The 17,079-nt window shown below is 59.1% G+C and carries 14 protein-coding genes; 6 read left to right on the top strand and 8 right to left on the bottom strand.

All coding sequences use genetic code 11. The features are described from left to right. Positions 1–118 precede the first annotated feature (118 nt). The 5 genes from ACF6ZU_RS28775 to copC form a co-directional block, all read right to left on the bottom strand. Positions 119–1,012, bottom strand: coding sequence for an SMP-30/gluconolactonase/LRE family protein (locus ACF6ZU_RS28775; RefSeq protein WP_392889291.1), 894 nt, complete (start codon positions 1,010–1,012; stop codon positions 119–121). Between the two features lie 40 nt (positions 1,013–1,052). Next, positions 1,053–1,871 (bottom strand): NAD-dependent epimerase/dehydratase family protein, encoded by an 819-nt coding sequence (locus ACF6ZU_RS28770; protein WP_392889288.1) that lies wholly within the window; start codon positions 1,869–1,871, stop codon positions 1,053–1,055. A 262-nt stretch (positions 1,872–2,133) separates the two neighbouring features. After that, positions 2,134–3,435 (bottom strand): OprD family porin, encoded by a 1,302-nt coding sequence (locus ACF6ZU_RS28765; protein WP_392889286.1) that lies wholly within the window; start codon positions 3,433–3,435, stop codon positions 2,134–2,136. 239 nt (positions 3,436–3,674) lie between these two features. Continuing rightward, on the bottom strand, positions 3,675–4,532 hold the full coding sequence (gene copD / locus ACF6ZU_RS28760) for a copper homeostasis membrane protein CopD (RefSeq protein ID WP_392889285.1): 858 nt from the start codon (positions 4,530–4,532) through the stop codon (positions 3,675–3,677). A gap of 3 nt (positions 4,533–4,535) precedes the next feature. Further along, on the bottom strand, positions 4,536–4,901 hold the full coding sequence (gene copC, locus ACF6ZU_RS28755; RefSeq protein ID WP_392889283.1) for a copper homeostasis periplasmic binding protein CopC: 366 nt from the start codon (positions 4,899–4,901) through the stop codon (positions 4,536–4,538). Between the two features lie 146 nt (positions 4,902–5,047). Here copC and ACF6ZU_RS28750 point away from each other — a divergent pair, with 146 nt between their 5' ends. After that, entirely contained in the window at positions 5,048–5,668 is a 621-nt protein-coding gene (locus ACF6ZU_RS28750; protein WP_084320882.1) for a TetR/AcrR family transcriptional regulator, read from the top strand. 99 nt (positions 5,669–5,767) lie between these two features. Here ACF6ZU_RS28750 and preA read toward each other — a convergent pair whose 3' ends face one another. From preA to hydA, 3 genes are all read right to left on the bottom strand, one after another. Continuing rightward, positions 5,768–7,042 carry an NAD-dependent dihydropyrimidine dehydrogenase subunit PreA gene (gene preA / locus ACF6ZU_RS28745; protein ID WP_392889280.1) on the bottom strand — a complete coding sequence of 425 codons (1,275 nt, stop codon included), beginning with the start codon at positions 7,040–7,042 and terminating at the stop codon, positions 5,768–5,770. Beyond that, entirely contained in the window at positions 7,043–8,410 is a 1,368-nt protein-coding gene (locus ACF6ZU_RS28740) for an NAD(P)-dependent oxidoreductase (protein ID WP_392893959.1), read from the bottom strand. Between the two features lie 144 nt (positions 8,411–8,554). After that, positions 8,555–9,994 carry a dihydropyrimidinase gene (gene hydA / locus ACF6ZU_RS28735; protein ID WP_392889278.1) on the bottom strand — a complete coding sequence of 480 codons (1,440 nt, stop codon included), beginning with the start codon at positions 9,992–9,994 and terminating at the stop codon, positions 8,555–8,557. A 551-nt stretch (positions 9,995–10,545) separates the two neighbouring features. Here hydA and ACF6ZU_RS28730 point away from each other — a divergent pair. The 5 genes from ACF6ZU_RS28730 to ACF6ZU_RS28710 all read left to right on the top strand — a co-directional run bounded on the left by ACF6ZU_RS28730 (position 10,546) and on the right by ACF6ZU_RS28710 (position 16,500). Continuing rightward, on the top strand, positions 10,546–12,030 hold the full coding sequence (locus tag ACF6ZU_RS28730; RefSeq protein WP_392889277.1) for an NCS1 family nucleobase:cation symporter-1: 1,485 nt from the start codon (positions 10,546–10,548) through the stop codon (positions 12,028–12,030). 142 nt (positions 12,031–12,172) lie between these two features. Further along, positions 12,173–13,456 (top strand): Zn-dependent hydrolase, encoded by a 1,284-nt coding sequence (locus ACF6ZU_RS28725; protein ID WP_392889276.1) that lies wholly within the window; start codon positions 12,173–12,175, stop codon positions 13,454–13,456. Between the two features lie 299 nt (positions 13,457–13,755). After that, positions 13,756–14,478, top strand: coding sequence for a hypothetical protein (locus ACF6ZU_RS28720; RefSeq protein WP_392889274.1), 723 nt, complete (start codon positions 13,756–13,758; stop codon positions 14,476–14,478). Between the two features lie 101 nt (positions 14,479–14,579). Then, positions 14,580–16,076 (top strand): PAS domain S-box protein, encoded by a 1,497-nt coding sequence (locus ACF6ZU_RS28715; RefSeq protein WP_392889273.1) that lies wholly within the window; start codon positions 14,580–14,582, stop codon positions 16,074–16,076. A gap of 172 nt (positions 16,077–16,248) precedes the next feature. Next, the gene (locus ACF6ZU_RS28710; protein ID WP_392889272.1) at positions 16,249–16,500 is read left to right on the top strand and encodes a DUF1652 domain-containing protein; all 252 of its coding nucleotides are present in this window, start codon (positions 16,249–16,251) and stop codon (positions 16,498–16,500) included. Positions 16,501–17,079 lie beyond the last annotated feature (579 nt).

Here is a 17,079-nt window from a genome sequence, read left to right as displayed (position 1 = left end):
GACCCGCAAAAGTCACTGAATGCATGAAATCCCTGTAGGAGCCGGCTTGCCGGCGATGGCGTCCGTTCAGGCAATTAATATGTCGACTGACACGCCGCCATCGCCGGCAAGCCGGCTCCTACAGGTCGGTGTTGAAGCGTGGTTCCGGCAGGCCTTTAACGCCAGGGTCAAGGGCGAACACACCACCCGCCAGCGACTGCGGATCCTGATCGTCCCCAGGGCGGATCGACGTCACGAACAACGTGTCCAAACCACTGCCACCAAAGGCGCACATGGTCGGTTTTTTCACCGGCACTTCGAGCGACCGATCCAGCCGACCGTCAGGGGTAAAGCGGTGGATCAGCCCTGCGTCGTTGCCGCAAATCCAGTAGCAGCCGTCGGCATCGACAGCGGCACCATCGGGGCGACCGGGAAACTGCTGCATGTCGACGAACAGCCGCCGTCTCGACGGTGTGCCGCTGTCGGTGTCGTAATCGAAAGCCCAGATTTGCTGGACCTGAGGGTGAGAGTCCGACAGGTACATCGTCCTTCCGTCCGGGCTGAAACCCAAGCCGTTGGGCACGATGAACCCGCCCAGTTGCGCCGGGATCGGCCCGCGCTGGCCGGCGCTGTAGCGATACAAACCACCGTCGGCCGCATTGGCGCCCATGTTCAGGACCATGCTGCTGGCCCAGAAGCGCCCCTGACGGTCACAGCGACCATCGTTGAGGCGCATGTCGGTGCGCGGGTGTTCGACGTGGGCCAGCAACTCACTGTCGAGGCTGCCGTCATTGTGTGGCTGGAGGCGGAAGAATCCGCTTTCCATCCCCGCAACCCAGCGGCCGTCATGCTGACGCACGATGCAGGCGAGCATTTCCGGTGCGGTCCAGGCCTCGACATGGCCGGTGTCGGCGCTCCAGCGTTGCAGGCCTCCGGCGGGAATATCGACCCAGTACAGGGCGTTTTCCTCGGGGACCCAGACCGGGCTTTCACCGACCGTGTTACGGGCATCGACAATCAATTCGGCTGGCATGGCGACTCATTCCCTTGGGTGTTTTGTTGTGGGGTGGGTATCAGTCGCCGAACGGGCCGGACGCGACAAAGGCGCCGCCCTGGTAAACCATCGCCGGATCATCGGCGGCGGGCATCGGCTGCGCTTCGATTTTTTCGCGGAACACTTCCGAAGTGTCCTTGGGCACGTAACCCAGCGCGGTGGCGTAGCGGTTGTCCCACCAGACATTCTTGTTGTCGGAAGCGCCGTAGACCACGGTATGACCGACGTTCGGCGCGTATAGCGAGCGTTCGATCAGGTGCGTCAGGTCGCCGAAGCTCAGCCAGGTGCTCATCATCCGGCGATTCAGCGGTTCCGGGAACGAAGAGCCGATGCGGATGCTGACGGTCTCGATGCCATAACGATCGAAGTAGAAACTGGCCATGTCTTCGCCGTAGGACTTGGACAAGCCGTAGTAGCTGTCCGGGCGGCGAGGGGAGCGGCCGTCAATCACTTCATCCTGTTTGTAGAAACCGATGACGTGGTTGGAACTGGCGAAAATCACCCGCTTCACGCCATGGCGACGCGCGGCTTCGTAGATGTGGAACACGCCGCAGATGTTGGCGCCGAGGATGTCTTCGAACGAATGTTCTGTCGACACACCGCCGAAGTGCAGGATCGCGTCCACGCCTTCGACCAGTTGATGCACGGCTTGCTTGTCCGCGAGGTCGCAAGTCACGACTTCTTCGCGATCGTCGATGGCCGGGGCGATGTTGGCGATGTCCGACAGGCGAATCACGTTGGCATAAGGGCGCAGGGTTTCGCGCAGGACTTTACCGAGGCCTCCGGCGGCACCGGTCAGCAGCAGGCGATTGAAAGGGGCTTGGGAAGTGGTAGTCATGGAAATTCCTGGACGCGAAAATTATTGTTGTTGAATTCGTTGTAGGTTGTCGTACGACTGTGCCGAAGTATCGTTAGGGTTTCCGGGTCTTGTCAACGCGGCATCGCCTGAAAATGACGGAGGGTTGCCCGCTAAATGGCGGACCCCTGTAGGAGCGAGCCTGCTCGCGATGGACGTCAACGATTACGCGTATTGTCTGAATAAACACGGCGCCTATGAGTCCATCGCGAGCAGGCTCGCTCCTACAGGGGGCTGCGTCGTTTTATAGCAACGAAATCGGATAGCTGATGAAGATGCGGTTTTCATCGAACTCGTTGGTGCTGAAGTCCTTGCGGATACTCGCATTACGCCATTTGACGTTGAGGTTCTTCAGCGGCCCGCTCTGCACGGTGTAGGCCAGTTCCGATTCACGGCCCCATTCCTTGCCGTCGGTGATGGCGCCGGTGTGCACGTTATCACCGCTGATGTAGCGGTTCATCATGGTCAGGCCGGGAATGCCCAGCGCGACGAAGTTGTAGTCATGGCGCAACTGCCAGGACTTCTCCTTGGCATTGTCGTAGCTGGAGTTGTAGCTGTCGTTGGCCAGGGTCCCGCCGCTGGTGCCGTTGACGCGCATCCAGACATCGTCGCCGCTGAGTTTTTGCAGGCCGACGTAGAAGGTGCTGCCACCGTATTTGGCCGACAGCATGGCGAAGGCGGTCTTGTTATCGAGGTCGCCGGCCAGGGCGCTGCCGTCCTCCTTGCCGATGAAGTAGCCGAGGTTGGCGCCGAGGGTCCAGTCGCCGATGGGCTGGCTGTGGCTCAGGTTGAAATACTGTTGCTGGTAGATGTCGCTGAGCTCTGCGTACCAGACGCCAACCTGGGTGCGCTTGTCGTTGAACTGGTATTCGCCGCCGCCGAAGTTGAAACGGTCTGAGGTGAAGGCCGCCGATTTGCCGTTCATGAACATGTCTTCCATGCTCGCATCGTTACGCGGGCTGTTCTGGCGGAACTGGCCGCCGTAGAGCGTCAGGCCGCTGATCTCGGTAGACGTCACCTGGCCGCCGCGAAAGGTTTGCGGCAGCGAGCGGCCGTCGTCGGAGCGCAGGATCGGCAGCACCGGCATCCATTCCCCGACCTTCAGTTCGGTCTTCGAAATCTTGCCTTTCAACGCCACACCCATCCGGCCGAAATTGTCCGCCGGACGGCCATCGTCGTGGATCGGCAGCAATTGCGTACCGCCCGTGCCTTTGCCGCCATCGAGCTTTTGCGAATACAGACCGAGCACATCCACACCGAAGCCTACCGGGCCGGAGGTGAAGCCGGATTTGGCATCGAGGATGAAGTTCTGCGTCCACTCTTCAGCCTTGCCCTGCGGGTAGGCCGGGTTGGTGTAGTTGCGATTGAAGTAGGCATTGCGCAGGTTCAGCGTGGCCTTGGTGTCATCGACAAAACCTTCGGCGTGACTGGTCACGGGCAGGGCGAGAACGGCCAGGCTGCTGCAACCGATCAAGCTCAGGGTGTGGCGGCGGGCGAAGGTAGGGCGAGGGGTGCAGACGGAGGAATTGCGGACGAGCTTGCTCACTGTGACGCTCCCATTGTTTCTTGTTGTTTTTATTTTTGTCATACGTCGTCGTACAACATGGGAGCGATTATTTGCGAGTGTTTCAGGGTATGTCAATCAGAAGTTATACGATGACTTGTCCGGTTGGATGCGATTCCTGTAGGAGCCGGCTTGCCGGCGATGGCGTCCTCGAGATCGTCATCGCCGGCAAGCCGACTCCTACAAGGATCGTGTTTATCCGGTGTGGTCAGAGGGTGTGTTTATCCGCTGATCATCGGGGGCAGGGTGCCCAGGAGCGAGACCGCCGCCACCGCGCCAATCCCCAGCAGCCATTCGAGGAGCACGCTGGTTTTCAGCGCCGCCATGCGTTCCTCGCAATCCTTGATCCGCAGCCGATTGAACAGTGCCAACCCCAGCATCGCGATCACCAGCAACACCTTGATCAGCAGAATCAACGCAAACCCGGACAACAACGGCGTCGGCCAGAATTGCCCGGTCAGCACGCGCACATTGATCAGCCCGGTGATCACCAGTCCCGCCACCAGCGCATAGCCCACGCCACTGAACCGTTGCAGGACGCTGCGCACGGCATGTTCGGCCGGTCGTTGCAGAATCAACACCAACAACATCAAACCGCCGAGCCAGGCACCGACGCAGATCAGGTGAACGATTTGATTGAGGATCAGCAACTGGCCACTGAGACCGTCGAGCATCGCCCCGTGGCCGACCGGAGCTAGCGTCGCCAGCAACAGGCCAGCGAGGATCAGGCGCAAAGGCTGATGGGCGCGTAGCCGTGTCAGCAGCACGATCAGCAGCAGACCGTTGAGCAGCAAATGCCAGGTCCAGACCTGACCAAAAAAGGTATTGCCCAATACCAGCCTCAGGGTCGACGGATCGAGTGCCGCCGCCCAGTTCCCGGCCATGCTGGCCGTGACCAGCAGCAACCAGCTGACGCCACTGATCAAGGCGACGGCCGCGAGCCAGCGGCTGACTCGCGCCAGGACGGGATCAAGCAACGTCTCCCGGCCCAACAACAGCGGCCTGAAGACCCAGGCCCCGAACAGCATCAGCACCACGGTGAAATGCAGGAAGCGGCACAGCACCATCGCGCTCGTCATGAATTACTGGCCAACCTTGAAGCTGTAGGCGCCTTCGCTTTTGTGCGTATCAACTGAAACCGCGTGCCATTCGACTTTGTAGGCGCCTGCTGCCAGCGGCGCTGCCGGAGTCACGACCAGAGTCTTTTTGTCGCTGCCTTCGGTGGCCAGGCTTTTTACCGGCACTTCGGCGCCATCCTTGCTGATCGTGACTTTGGTGAACGCGGCTTCGACTCCTTCGGAGAATACCAAGCGCAATTCCGACGGCGCACTCACGGTGCTGTCGGCGGCCGGTGTCTGGCCTTGGAGGTGGGCGTGGGCGAACACTGAAGAAGCGCCGAGCAGCGAGCCGAGCAGGGCAGTGACGATCAGGGTTTTCTTGAAAAGCATCGCGGATACCTCAGAGGCAGGTTCGAAGAAGGGCGACAGTCTAACGGCGTGCGCGGGAGGGTGGGCGTAGGAAGTTTCGTTTTCCCTTGTCGCCGCAGATTAGAGCGAATGCTAGTCTTGAACAACGCTGTTGTCAGGGAGCCCTCATGGGCAATCACAAGATCGAGATTCGTCGCAGTAACGTCGAAAAAATTCTGCTCGGGGCCGAAAAGGTCTTTGCCGAAAAAGGCTTTGGCGGTACCGCCATGGCCGACATCGCCGCCGAAGTGCAACTGCCGCGCTCCAACCTGCATTACTACTTCAGCACCAAGACCGAGCTGTACAGCGCCGTACTGTTCGACTTGCTGGAAGTGTGGAAGCAGGACGCGCTGTGCTTCGAGATGTTCGATGACCCGCGCGTGGTCCTCAGCAGCTACATCCGCGCCAAGATGAACCACTCCCGCAGTCGGCCCTACGGCTCGAAAGTCTGGGCCAACGAAATCATCCACGGCGCGCCAACGCTGGGCGTGGCGCTGGACGCCAGCCTGTACGACTGGGCCAAGATGAAAGAAGCGAAAATCCGCCAGTGGGTGGACGACAAACGCATCCTGCCGGTGGAGCCTTCGAGCCTGCTGTACATGATCTGGGCGTCGACCCAGCACTACGCTGACTTCGATCACCAGGTGAACATCCTGAACGATCATCAGCCGTTGTCGGACATGCAGTTCGAGCGGGCTGTGCAGACGGTGACGAGCGTGATTTTGCGGGGGATCGGGTTGGAACCGTGAGACGTCGGGTGCTGCTGATGGCCTCATCGCGAGCAGGCTCGCTCCTACATTTGGAATGCATTCCAATGTGGGAGCGAGCCTGCTCGCGATGGCGTCCCTTCAGACGGCTACATGATAGGGATTGCGCGGATCATGATTCCAATCCAGAAACGGCTTCCCATTTTCCATCGGCACCATCTCGATACAGTCCTGGACCGGGCAGGTGATCTGGCACAGATTGCACCCCACGCACTCCTCATCAACCACTTCATATTTACGCGTGCCATCCGCCTGCTTGATGCTGGCCACCGCCTGGTGCGACGTGTCCTCACAGGCAATATGGCAACGCCCGCAACCGATGCAGGCGTCCTGGTCGATCTTCGCAATCACCTGATAGTTGATGTCCAGGTACTTCCAGTCCGTGGTGTTGCCCACCGCGCGTCCCGAAAACTGCGAAATGCTGGCGTAACCCTGACTGTCCATCCAGCGTGACAAGCCATCCTTCATCTCTTCGACAATCCGGAACCCGTGCAGCATCGCCGCCGTGCACACCTGCACCGAGCCGCTGCCCAACGCGATGAATTCCGCCGCGTCGCGCCAGTTGCCGATGCCGCCGATGCCGGAGATCGGCAGGCCTTGGGTCTGTGGGTCACGGGCGATTTCCGCGACCATGTTCAACGCAATCGGCTTGACGGCTGAACCGCAATAACCGCCGTGGGTGCTCTGGCTGCCAACCATAGGGTTGGCGACCATGCGCTCCAGGTTGACGCTGGTGATCGAGTTGATCGTGTTGATCAGCGACACCGCATCGGCGCCGCCGCGATGGGCCGCGCGGGCTGCCACGCGGATGTCGGTGATGTTCGGCGTGAGCTTGACGATCACCGGCAGCGAGCAATACGTCTTGCACCAGCGCGTGACCTGCTCGACATACTCCGGCACCTGACCCACCGCCGCGCCCATGCCCCGTTCCGGCATGCCATGGGGGCAGCCGAAATTCAGCTCGATGCCGTCAGCCCCGGTGGCTTCCACCAGCGGCAGGATGTGTTTCCAGGATTCTTCGACGCAGGGCACCATCAACGACACGATCAGTGCACGGTCCGGCCAGTCCTTTTTGACCTGGGTGATTTCCCGCAGGTTGATCTCCAGCGAGCGGTCGGTAATCAACTCGATGTTGTTGAAACCCAGCACCTCGCGGTTAGGCCCGAAGTGCGCCGAGTAACGCGACGACACGTTCACCGCCGCCGGGTCCTCACCCAGGGTTTTCCAGACCACGCCACCCCAGCCGGCCTCGAAGGCGCGGACCACGTTGTAGGCCTTGTCAGTCGGCGGCGCGGAGGCCAGCCAGAACGGATTCGGGGATTTGATGCCGGCGAAGACAATCGACAGATCGGCCATTTACGCAGCCTCCACGTTGAGCATCAGTTGAGCGTTGATGGCCTCGGCAGCCAGTTTGCCGTGCTGCACCGCCTGCACGGTCAGGTCCTGATCGAGGCTGGTGCAATCGCCACCGGCGTACACCCCGGGAATGCTGGTGCGCAGGTGTTCGTCCACGTCGATCCGATCGCCCTGACGCTTGAGTTCGCGGGCCAGTGGATCGCTGAGTGCGCTGGAGTCGAAGGCCTGGCCAATCGCCTTGAAGATTGCATCGGCTGCCAGTTCGAAGGTTTCGCCGGTCGTTTGCAGACGACCTTCCACCAGATGGGTACGAGCGAAACGCATGCCGCGCACATGGCCTTGATCATCCAGCAGCACTTCCTCGGGTTGCGCCCAGGTCAGCAATCGCACTTGATTGGCCTTGGCAATTTCCTGTTCGTGGTGGGTCGCGCCCATGTCCTCGACACCGCGGCGGTACACCAGATTGACGTCATGTGCGCCGAGACGAGCCATTTGCACGGCCATGTCGATGGCGGTGTTGCCGGCGCCGAGGACGATGCAGTGGTCGGCGAGCGGCAGTTGGGTCAAGTCGTCAGCCTGGCGCAGTTCACGAATGTAATCGGTGGCGGCGAGCAGGCCGGGCGCCTCTTCGTGGGCTAGCCCGAGCTGTTTGCTGGCATTGAGGCCGAGGCCGAGAAACACCGCGTCGAATTGCTGATGCAGTTCGCTCAGGGTCAGGTTGTCCCCGAGTTTCTGCCCGTGACGGATTTCGATGCCGCCGATCTGCAGCAGGAAATCCAGCTCCTTCTGCGCGTAATCGTCCACCAGTTTGTACTTGGCGATCCCGTATTCGTTGAGGCCGCCAGCCTTTTCCCTTGCTTCGAAAATCACCACGTCATGCCCGTGCATGGCGCTGCGATGGGCGCAGGACAAACCGGCCGGTCCGGCACCGACCACGGCGATGCGCTTGCCGGTGGCCGCGGCGCGGGGGAAGGGGTGCTCGCTGAAGTGCGCGTTGTCCACGGCGTAGCGCTGCAACAGGCCGATCAGCACCGGTGCGCACTCATGGGCGTTGTTGCGCACACAAGCCTGCTGGCACAGGATTTCCGTCGGGCAGACCCGGGCACAACTGCCGCCGAGAATGTTCGCCGAAAGGATTTTCTGCGCGGCGCCTTGCACGTTGTCCTGGTGGATGTTGCGGATGAATGACGGAATGTCGATGTCGCTCGGGCAGGCGTTCACGCACGGCGCGTCGTAGCAGTACAGGCAGCGCGAAGCTTCCAGATGCGCCTGACGGTCGTTGAGCGGTGGCGCCAGGTCGGTGAAATGGCCGGCGAGCGCGGCGGCATTCTCGTAGGGATGCGGGAGGTGGTTCAGGGTCTTGATCACGGTGTTGGCCTCACGGTTATTGAGGTAACTGCCTCTGGTGGGCATTGGTTTTTGTGTTGTCTGGGCCGACGCCATCGCCAGCAAGCTGGCTCCTACAGGGGAATGCATTTCAAACTGTAGGAGCCAGCTTGCTGGCGATAGGTCTCAGCGTTTCACCGCCACAGGCTGATTCAACTCCGCCCGCTTGCTCAGCAAATCAAACACCGCCGGATACGCCGGCCGTTCGACATACCGCCCGGCCCCGCGCTCGGCGCGCAGATCACCGTCCGCCCAGACCACCCGACCCTGGCTGATCGTGTGGCTCGGCACACCGCGCACGGTCTTGCCTTCGAAAATGTTGAAGTCGACTTGCTGGTGATGGGTCTTCGCCGAAATCGTCCGCGTGCCCTCGGGATCCCATAGCACCAGATCTGCATCGGCGCCGACGCGAATCGCACCCTTGCGCGGGTAAAGATTGAAGATCTTCGCCGTGTTGGTGGAAGTCAGCGCGACGAACTGCTGCATCGAAAAACGCCCGGTGTTCACCCCTTCATCCCACAGCACCGCCATGCGGTCTTCGATACCGGCGGTGCCATTGGGGATCTTGCTGAAATCGTCACGCCCCGCGGCTTTTTGCTCGGCGCAGAAACAGCAGTGATCGGTGGCGGTGGTGTGCAGGTTGCCGGACTGCAAGCCATGCCAGAGTGCTTCCTGATGGCCGCGAGGACGGAAGGGCGGGCTCATCACGTAACCGGCGGCGGTCTGCCAGTCCGGGTGTTGGTAGACGCTGTCGTCGAGCAGCAGATGCCCCGCCAGCACCTCCCCGTAAACCTGCTGGCCCTTGCTGCGGGCGTAGGTGATTTCGTCCAGCGCTTCCTTGGTCGAGACATGCACCAGGTACAGCGGCGTACCCAGGGTTTCAGCAATGCGAATCGCCCGGCTCGCCGCTTCACCTTCGACCTGCGAAGGGCGCGACAGCGGATGCGCTTCAGGGCCGGTCATGCCTTGGGCCATCAGCTTGCGTTGCAGGTGATAAACCAGTTCGCCGTTTTCCGCATGCACGGTCGGCACGGCACCCAGTTCCAGGCACCGTTCGAAACTCGCCACCAGCGTGTCATCCGCTGCCATGATTGCGTTCTTGTAGGCCATGAAGTGCTTGAAGCTGTTGACCCCGTGATGGCTGACCAGCTCGGCCATTTCCTCGCGAACCTGCTCGCTCCACCAGGTGATCGCCACATGAAAACCATAGTCTGACGCCGATTTCTCGGCCCAGCCGCGCCACTGATGAAAGGCTTCCATCAGCGACTGCTGAGGATTGGGAATCACGAAGTCGATGATCGACGTGGTACCGCCGGCCAGACCGGCCGCCGTGCCGCTGAAGAAGTCCTCGCTGGCCACGGTGCCCATGAAGGGCAATTGCATGTGAGTGTGCGGATCGATGCCGCCGGGCATCAGGTATTGGCCGCTGCCGTCGAGCACTTCGGCGCTCGCCGGAACATCGAGGTTGTCGCCAATGGCTTTGATCACGCCGTCGGCGCAATAGACGTCGGCGCGATAACTTTCATCATGGGTAATAACGGTGGCGCCACGGATCAACAGAGACATTCCGAGTTCCTCGCAGGCAATGACCGACTGATGTCGGTTCTAACTGTTTTATATGAAGCGGGCGTCAACGGTCGTATTCCTGTCAACGCTGTCAGGATTAGAAGCTAGTATGAGTTGAGTGAATCAGCAAGAATATTTTTTATAAGCATATAGCTGTTTTAAGTTGTTGAAATAAAACAACTAAAACGATTAATCACCAAAATGGTGAGGGCTCTCACCATTTTGACGCACTTGACAGGTTCCAAATATGGTCAAGATTTCCTATGTGAAATCAGCCGCTTGAGGATGGTCTATGGTTGGTGCGCAACTTTGAAAAAAACTTTGCTGCACCAGATTGAGTCCTGACTGTTCGGACAACTTGCCCGGCCTTTAGCCTGAGTGAACAGGCAAGTGATCCAAGACTCATTGGAGAGTTGAATAAAACTGATCAACATCAGTTGTTTATAACGTTTTATGGAACTGCCCGATGCGCAAATGCGGTGGCCGGCACGTTTATTGATGCCGCCAGCCGCTGATGAGCAAAAAATAATTCAAAGAACAGTGGAGCGGCCATGCAACAGATCAGATCGCAAGTGACCGAGCGCGACGGCTTGTTTGAGCTCGAAGCCGGCAGCGACGTCCTCGACAGTCCCCGTTACAACCACGACATGGCACCGACCAAGGTGCGCGAACGAACCTGGAACAAATGGCACATCACCGCGTTGTGGGTCGGCATGTCGATCTGCGTGCCGACCTACACCCTCGGCGGCGTGCTCACCGCGTACTTCGGCCTGAGCGTCGGCGAGGCATTGCTGGCGATTCTGTTCGCCAACATCATCGTGCTGATCCCCCTGACCCTGAATGCCTTCCCCGGTACCAAGTACGGCATCCCGTTCCCGGTGTTGCTGCGTTCGTCCTTTGGCATTCTCGGCTCGAACATTCCGTGCCTGATACGCGCGCTGGTGGCGTGCGGCTGGTTCGGTATCCAGACGATGTTTGGCGGGCTGGCGATTCACCTGTTCCTGGGCTCGGTGTTCGAGGGCTGGAAATCCCTTGGCGGCACCGGCGAAGTCATTGGCTTCATGATTTTCTGGGCGCTGAACCTGTGGGTGGTGATTCGCGGCGCCGAATCGATCAAGTGGCTGGAAACCTTGTCCGCGCCGTTGCTGGTGCTGGTCGGCGTCGGCCTGCTGGTGTGGGCGATGCCGAACGTGTCGATGTCCGAACTGCTGGCGATCCCGGCCAAACGTCCGGAAGGCGCGAGCGTGGTCAGCTACTTCGCCGCCGGGCTGACCGCGATGGTCGGGTTCTGGGCCACGCTGTCGCTGAACATTCCGGACTTCAGCCGTTACGCGAAAAGCCAGAAGGACCAGATCGTCGGGCAGATCATCGGCCTGCCGCTGACCATGTTCCTGTTCGCCTCCCTGGGCGTGGTGATGACCGCCGCGTCGGTGAAACTGGTGGGCGTGACCGTCTCCGATCCGGTGACGTTGATCGGCCATATCCAGAGCCCGGTCTGGGTCGCGCTGGCCATGGCGCTGATCATCATCGCCACGCTGTCCACCAACACCGCCGCGAACATCGTGTCCCCGACCAACGACTTCCAGAACATCGCGCCGAAGGTAATCAACCGCACCAAAGCGGTGTTGCTCACCGGGTTCGTCGGGCTGGTGCTGATGGGACATGAGCTGCTGAAAAAACTCGGGCTGATCGTTTCCGACGTCAGCCTGGAAACGGTCTATTCGAACTGGCTGCTGGGGTATTCCAGCCTGCTCGGGCCAATTGCCGGGATCATGGTGGTGGACTATTTCCTGATCAAGAAACAGCAGCTGGACCTGGCGGGACTGTATCGCGATGACGTGTACCCGGCGTGGAACTGGTTCGGTTTCATCGCGTTTGCCGTGCCCGTGGTGTTGACGCTGCTGTCGCTGGGCAGCGATGCGTTCAGCTGGTTCTACAGCTACGGCTGGTTCACCGGGTCGGCGCTGGGCGGGTTGATTTATTACGGGTTGTGCTCGATGCGGCGCAGCCCGTCTGTAGCGAAATCTCCGGTGTGACGGATGGCCTAATCGCGAGCAGGCTCGCTCCCACATTTTGAAATGCGTTCCCCTGTGGGAGCGAGCCTGCTCGCGATGACGGCCTCAAATACACCCATGAATTGCCTGAAGAAACCTATAAAAACTGCCTGAGGAGATCACCATGAACGCGGCCACAGACGTTCTGCAATCCACCCATCAGCACATCAACCGCGACCGCCTGTGGCAGTCGCTCATGGAACTTGCCAAACTCGGCGCCACCGTCAAGGGCGGCGTCTGTCGCCTGGCCCTGACCGACCTGGACCGTCAGGCCCGGGACATCTTCGTCAAATGGTGCGAAGAGGCTGGCTGCACCGTCAGCATCGACGCCGTCGGCAACATCTTCGCCCGTCGCCCCGGTCGCAACCCGAACCTGCCACCGGTGATGACCGGCAGCCACATCGACACCCAGCCCACCGGCGGCAAGTTCGATGGCTGCTTCGGTGTACTCGCCGGCGTCGAAGTCCTGCGCACCCTCAACGACCTCGGCGTGGAAACCGAGGCGCCGCTGGAAGTGGTGGTCTGGACCAACGAAGAAGGCTCGCGCTTCGCCCCGTGCATGATGGGCTCCGGCGTGTTCGCGGAAAAATTCACCCTCGAAGAAACCCTGGCCAAGGTTGACGCCGAAGGCATTACCGTCGGCGAAGCCCTGAACGCTATCGGCTATGCCGGGCCGCGTAAAGTCAGCGGCCACGCCGTCGGCGCCTATTTCGAGGCCCACATCGAACAAGGCCCGATCCTCGAAGACGAACGCAAAACCATCGGCGTCGTGATGGGCGCCCTCGGCCAGAAATGGTTCGACCTGAAACTGCGCGGCGTCGAAGCCCACGCCGGCCCAACCCCGATGCACCTGCGCAAGGATGCACTGGTCGGCGCGGCTGTAATCGTCGGCGCCGTCAACCGCGCCGCCCTCGGCCATCAACCCCACGCCTGCGGTACCGTCGGCTGCCTGCAAGCCTATCCCGGCTCACGCAACGTCATCCCCGGCGAAGTGCGCATGACCCTGGACTTCCGGCACCTGGAGCCGGCACGCCTGGATTCGATGATCGCCGAAGTCCGCGAAGTGATCGAAACCACCTGCGAAGAACACGGCCTGACCTTCGAACTGACCCCAACCGCCGACTTTCCGCCGCTGTACTTCGACAAAGGCTGCGTCGAAGCCGTCCGCAGCGCCGCGCAAGGGCTCGGGTTGTCGCACATGGACATCGTCAGCGGAGCAGGGCACGACGCGATCTTCCTCGCCGAACTCGGCCCGGCCGGGATGATCTTCGTCCCGTGCGAAGGCGGCATCAGCCACAACGAAATCGAAAACGCCGCACCGGATGATCTGGCGGCGGGGTGTGCGGTGTTGTTGCGGGCGATGCTGGCGGCGTCGGCGGCGATTGCGGGTGGGCAGCTTGCGGCTTGAAAACCTGGAAATGCACTTTTTCGGATACACGCAACCTCCTGTAGGAGTAGAGCTTGCTCGCGAAGACGTCAAATCTGACGACGAAAATCCTGAATGCGACGGACTCGCGCGCGGCAAGCTTTCCACCACCAAATTGAGAGATCTGCCGGGTGCGATGGGTGTTTTTAGTTATTAAAATAATTGTATTTGCGGTGTTTGGTAGTAAACAACTGTCATATATGACAGTGACGTAGGTACTGGTTTTCCTCGATATTAGAGATGCATTAATTTTTGCGTTATCTAATGAGAGGGTTTTTATCATGAGAAATGGTTTGGAAACTGAATCGCAAGATGATCCGCTTGAAAAAACATTACTAATGGTGAATGGCCTGTATTGGACTTCGAGCTCGCCGATGCTATTGCAGAAAGGTATTAAAAATAAATTTAAGATTAGCAGTCAGACGTTAAGAGCAGGGTTTCGCCTGGTGGATGTCTCAGGAAAATCTCTGATCGAACCTGATTCATGGGTGGATCTCGACGATAACTCGGCAGATTGGTCGATAACGCTTGGTGCTGATGAGGATAATGGAACATTCGTATTGATGAGCCGGGAATTTACTCGGGTTTGGGACATTGGCTGCGAGTTCTTTGATCCTGATCATCCTGTCTATCCAAAATCTACTTTTCTAGTGGGTGGGCCATTTGTGTGGGGGTATGTAACTCATAAGGCAGTTATTCCTTTGCCTCGACTTCGATACAAAAATCGTCTCAGCATTGTGTCGCAAATAAGGATTGGTGAAGAAGTTAAGTTGTCATTCACCGGCAAGGATGGGGTTCCCGATATTACATCTACCAATCCGCTGGCAATGGCTGATGGCGGCGTGGGCTGGGATTTTAGTTTCGAAAATTTGAGAGAAGTAAAGGCGGTAACAGCATGGGTTGAATTTAAGGATGGTTCAAAGGCTGAATTGGACTTTGTACCCACAGACAGGCTCGAAGCCGTATCTAGCGGTTTGCAGCATTCAGAGGTAATTGATGGTTAGAGATATCAGTCACGGAGTAGATGTAACGCACGATTACACACCCCTGAGGTCGTAATCTTCACAACGCGCCACACCGGTGCGACCGGATTTGTGGAGAGCCAATGAGCCCGGACGTCCTGACCACCGAAACCAATCGTCGCCAGTTGCAGCAGATCATCGCCGGGCTATCCGACGGCGTGATCCTGCTGGAACTCGACCAGACCATTCTCTGGGCCAATGACGCCGCGCTGATCATGCACGGCGCAATGCAAACGAGCGATCTGGGCGCCAATGCCAGGGAATACGCCAAGCGATTCGCCTTGCGTTATCGCAACAATCATCCGGTCCCGGCCGAGAATTATCCAATCAACCGTGTGGCCCGTGGCGAGACCTTCAGTGACGTGCTGGTTGAAGTGACACCGGCGAGTGACGAGGAGCTCACCTGGGTGCATAGCGTACGCAGCATGGTGCTGACCGACAGTCGCGGCGAACCGGAATCGCTGGTGCTGATCATGGATGATGTCACCGAGTGGGCCAGCGCCGAGCAGCGATTCGAAAAGACCTTCAACGCCAATCCGGCGCCGGCGGTGATCTGCCGTCTCAGCGATTTGCGTTACATCAAGGTCAACCCGGGATTTCTGGAAATGACCGGCTACACCCGCGATCAAGTGATCGGTGTTTCGACCTATGAACTGGACATTCTTGAAGGCGCTGAAAAGAAAGACCTGGCGATCGAGCGCTTGCGCGAACACGCGACCATTCCGCAAATGCAGGCCGAGCTGAAGCTACCGGAAGGCGGAAGCAAACAGGTGATCGTCGCCGGCCAGCCGCTCGAACTCAACGACGAAGACTGCATGCTGTTTTCCTTCGTCGATATGGAACCACGGCACAAGGCAGAAGTGGCCCTGCGTCAGAGCGAAGAGCGTTTCGCCAAGGCCTTTCGCCTGACGCCGGTGCCAACGCTGGTGTGTGGCGCGAGTGATCAGGTGGTGATCGACGTCAACGAAGCCTTTCTCGACACCCTCGCTTACCCCAGTGAAGAAGTGTTGGGCAAAACCTTGGCCGAGATCGATTTCATCCACGACAAAACTGCGCGCACCCGTTTGTTTGCGGCGCTGGAGAAGGCGGGCAGCCTCGACCGCATCGATGTCCGCCTGCGCAAGAAAGACAGCGAGCTGATCGATTGCGCGATCTCTGCTGACACCGTGAACATCCAGGACAACCCTTGCTATCTGCTGGTGTTGATGGACATCACCGAGCGCAAGCGCACCGAGCTGGAATTGGTGGCGGCGATTGAAGAGGTGATGAAGGACGCGTCCTGGTTCAGTCGCACGCTGATCGAAAAACTCGCCAACGTGAAAAGCGTCAACTCGCCGACATTGCCCAGTGTGTCCTTCACCGACCTCACGGCCCGGGAACGCGATGTGCTGGGGCTGATCTGCGAAGGCCTGGCCGACAAGGAAATCGCCGCACGACTGAAGCTGGCGCCGAACACCGTGCGCAATCACGTCGCGACCGTGTACTCCAAACTCGATGTGCATAGTCGCAGCGAGGCGATCGTGTGGGCGCGCGAACGCGGGTTGTTTTCCAGCGAACGCCGAACGGCGGGCCAGCGTTAAGGTGCAAATGCACTAGTTGAGGCAGTGCAAATTGATGTTTTGATTGGGTAGGGCGGTTCTTAGTCTGTAAGGGTGCGACACGAGTTTTCGTGTCACTTCGAAACAGGCAAAGGAACATGTCCATGATCACGCGCCCACCGCACTGGTTCGAGCGTTATGCAGGCAAGTCGCAATGATTTCCCTGGCGCAATTACGTCTGCAACTGGAGCGCAGTTTTTCGCCATTGGCCTGTGAGTGCACGCTGACGGGAGAGCATTCGTTGACGGTGAAGCTTTATCACCCGGTGTCCGGGCAGGTGGACCTTGTGGTCAGCGGCTTGAACATTACGACGCTCGGCAGCCCGGAAGCTCTGCAGGCATTGGTCGAAGAACTTCGTTACGAACTCGATAGCAACACCCTTCATCGCCCCGACCCGGTCTGTTGACGGCCGGTTGAACTCTAAAAAATACGAAACTAATTTTTCCGTGGCGGGTCCGCTAGTAACGGCGGCATTGTTTTTTGTCGCTAAAACCTGTCGATCAATTACTGCGGATCAACCTATGAACAGTCTCGGGAAACGTATTTTCTTGCCAGTGTCGTTCGCCTTCTGCGCAGCCGTTCTGGGCGGTTGCGCCAGTCCTCCACCTCCGCCGCCAGCAGCACCTGCGCCTATTCCCCAGCGCACCTGTGACACGTCGGAAAAAACCGATGTTATGGGGGATGCCAGAGCTGAAGGGTTGGTGACGAGGGAGACTACGTTGACGCGTTGCGTGACTCAGTGATCTTCTTTGCACCAAGCAATTCTAATAACCCGTTTTGGCTTGCAGCTGCGCTGGCGTAGTCGTCCGTTTATCGCAGTTTTCTTACAGGTGTTGAAGAGAGTTTTAACGAATTTCGTTCATCGTCGAGGTCGCATTCCAGCAAGTTCGGAGTTGCGCATTTTTCGCGGTGTTGATGATTTGTGGCGTCAAGGCGGCGGACTGGATTGCGGAAGCTGGATGAGTTGCTCATTTCCGAATGAGCA

The organism is Pseudomonas migulae, from assembly GCF_043225285.1.
GTDB lineage: Bacteria > Pseudomonadota > Gammaproteobacteria > Pseudomonadales > Pseudomonadaceae > Aquipseudomonas > Aquipseudomonas migulae_C.
The sequence above is the reverse complement of the archived record's forward strand: the minus strand, read 5'-3'. Positions and strand labels throughout refer to the sequence as shown.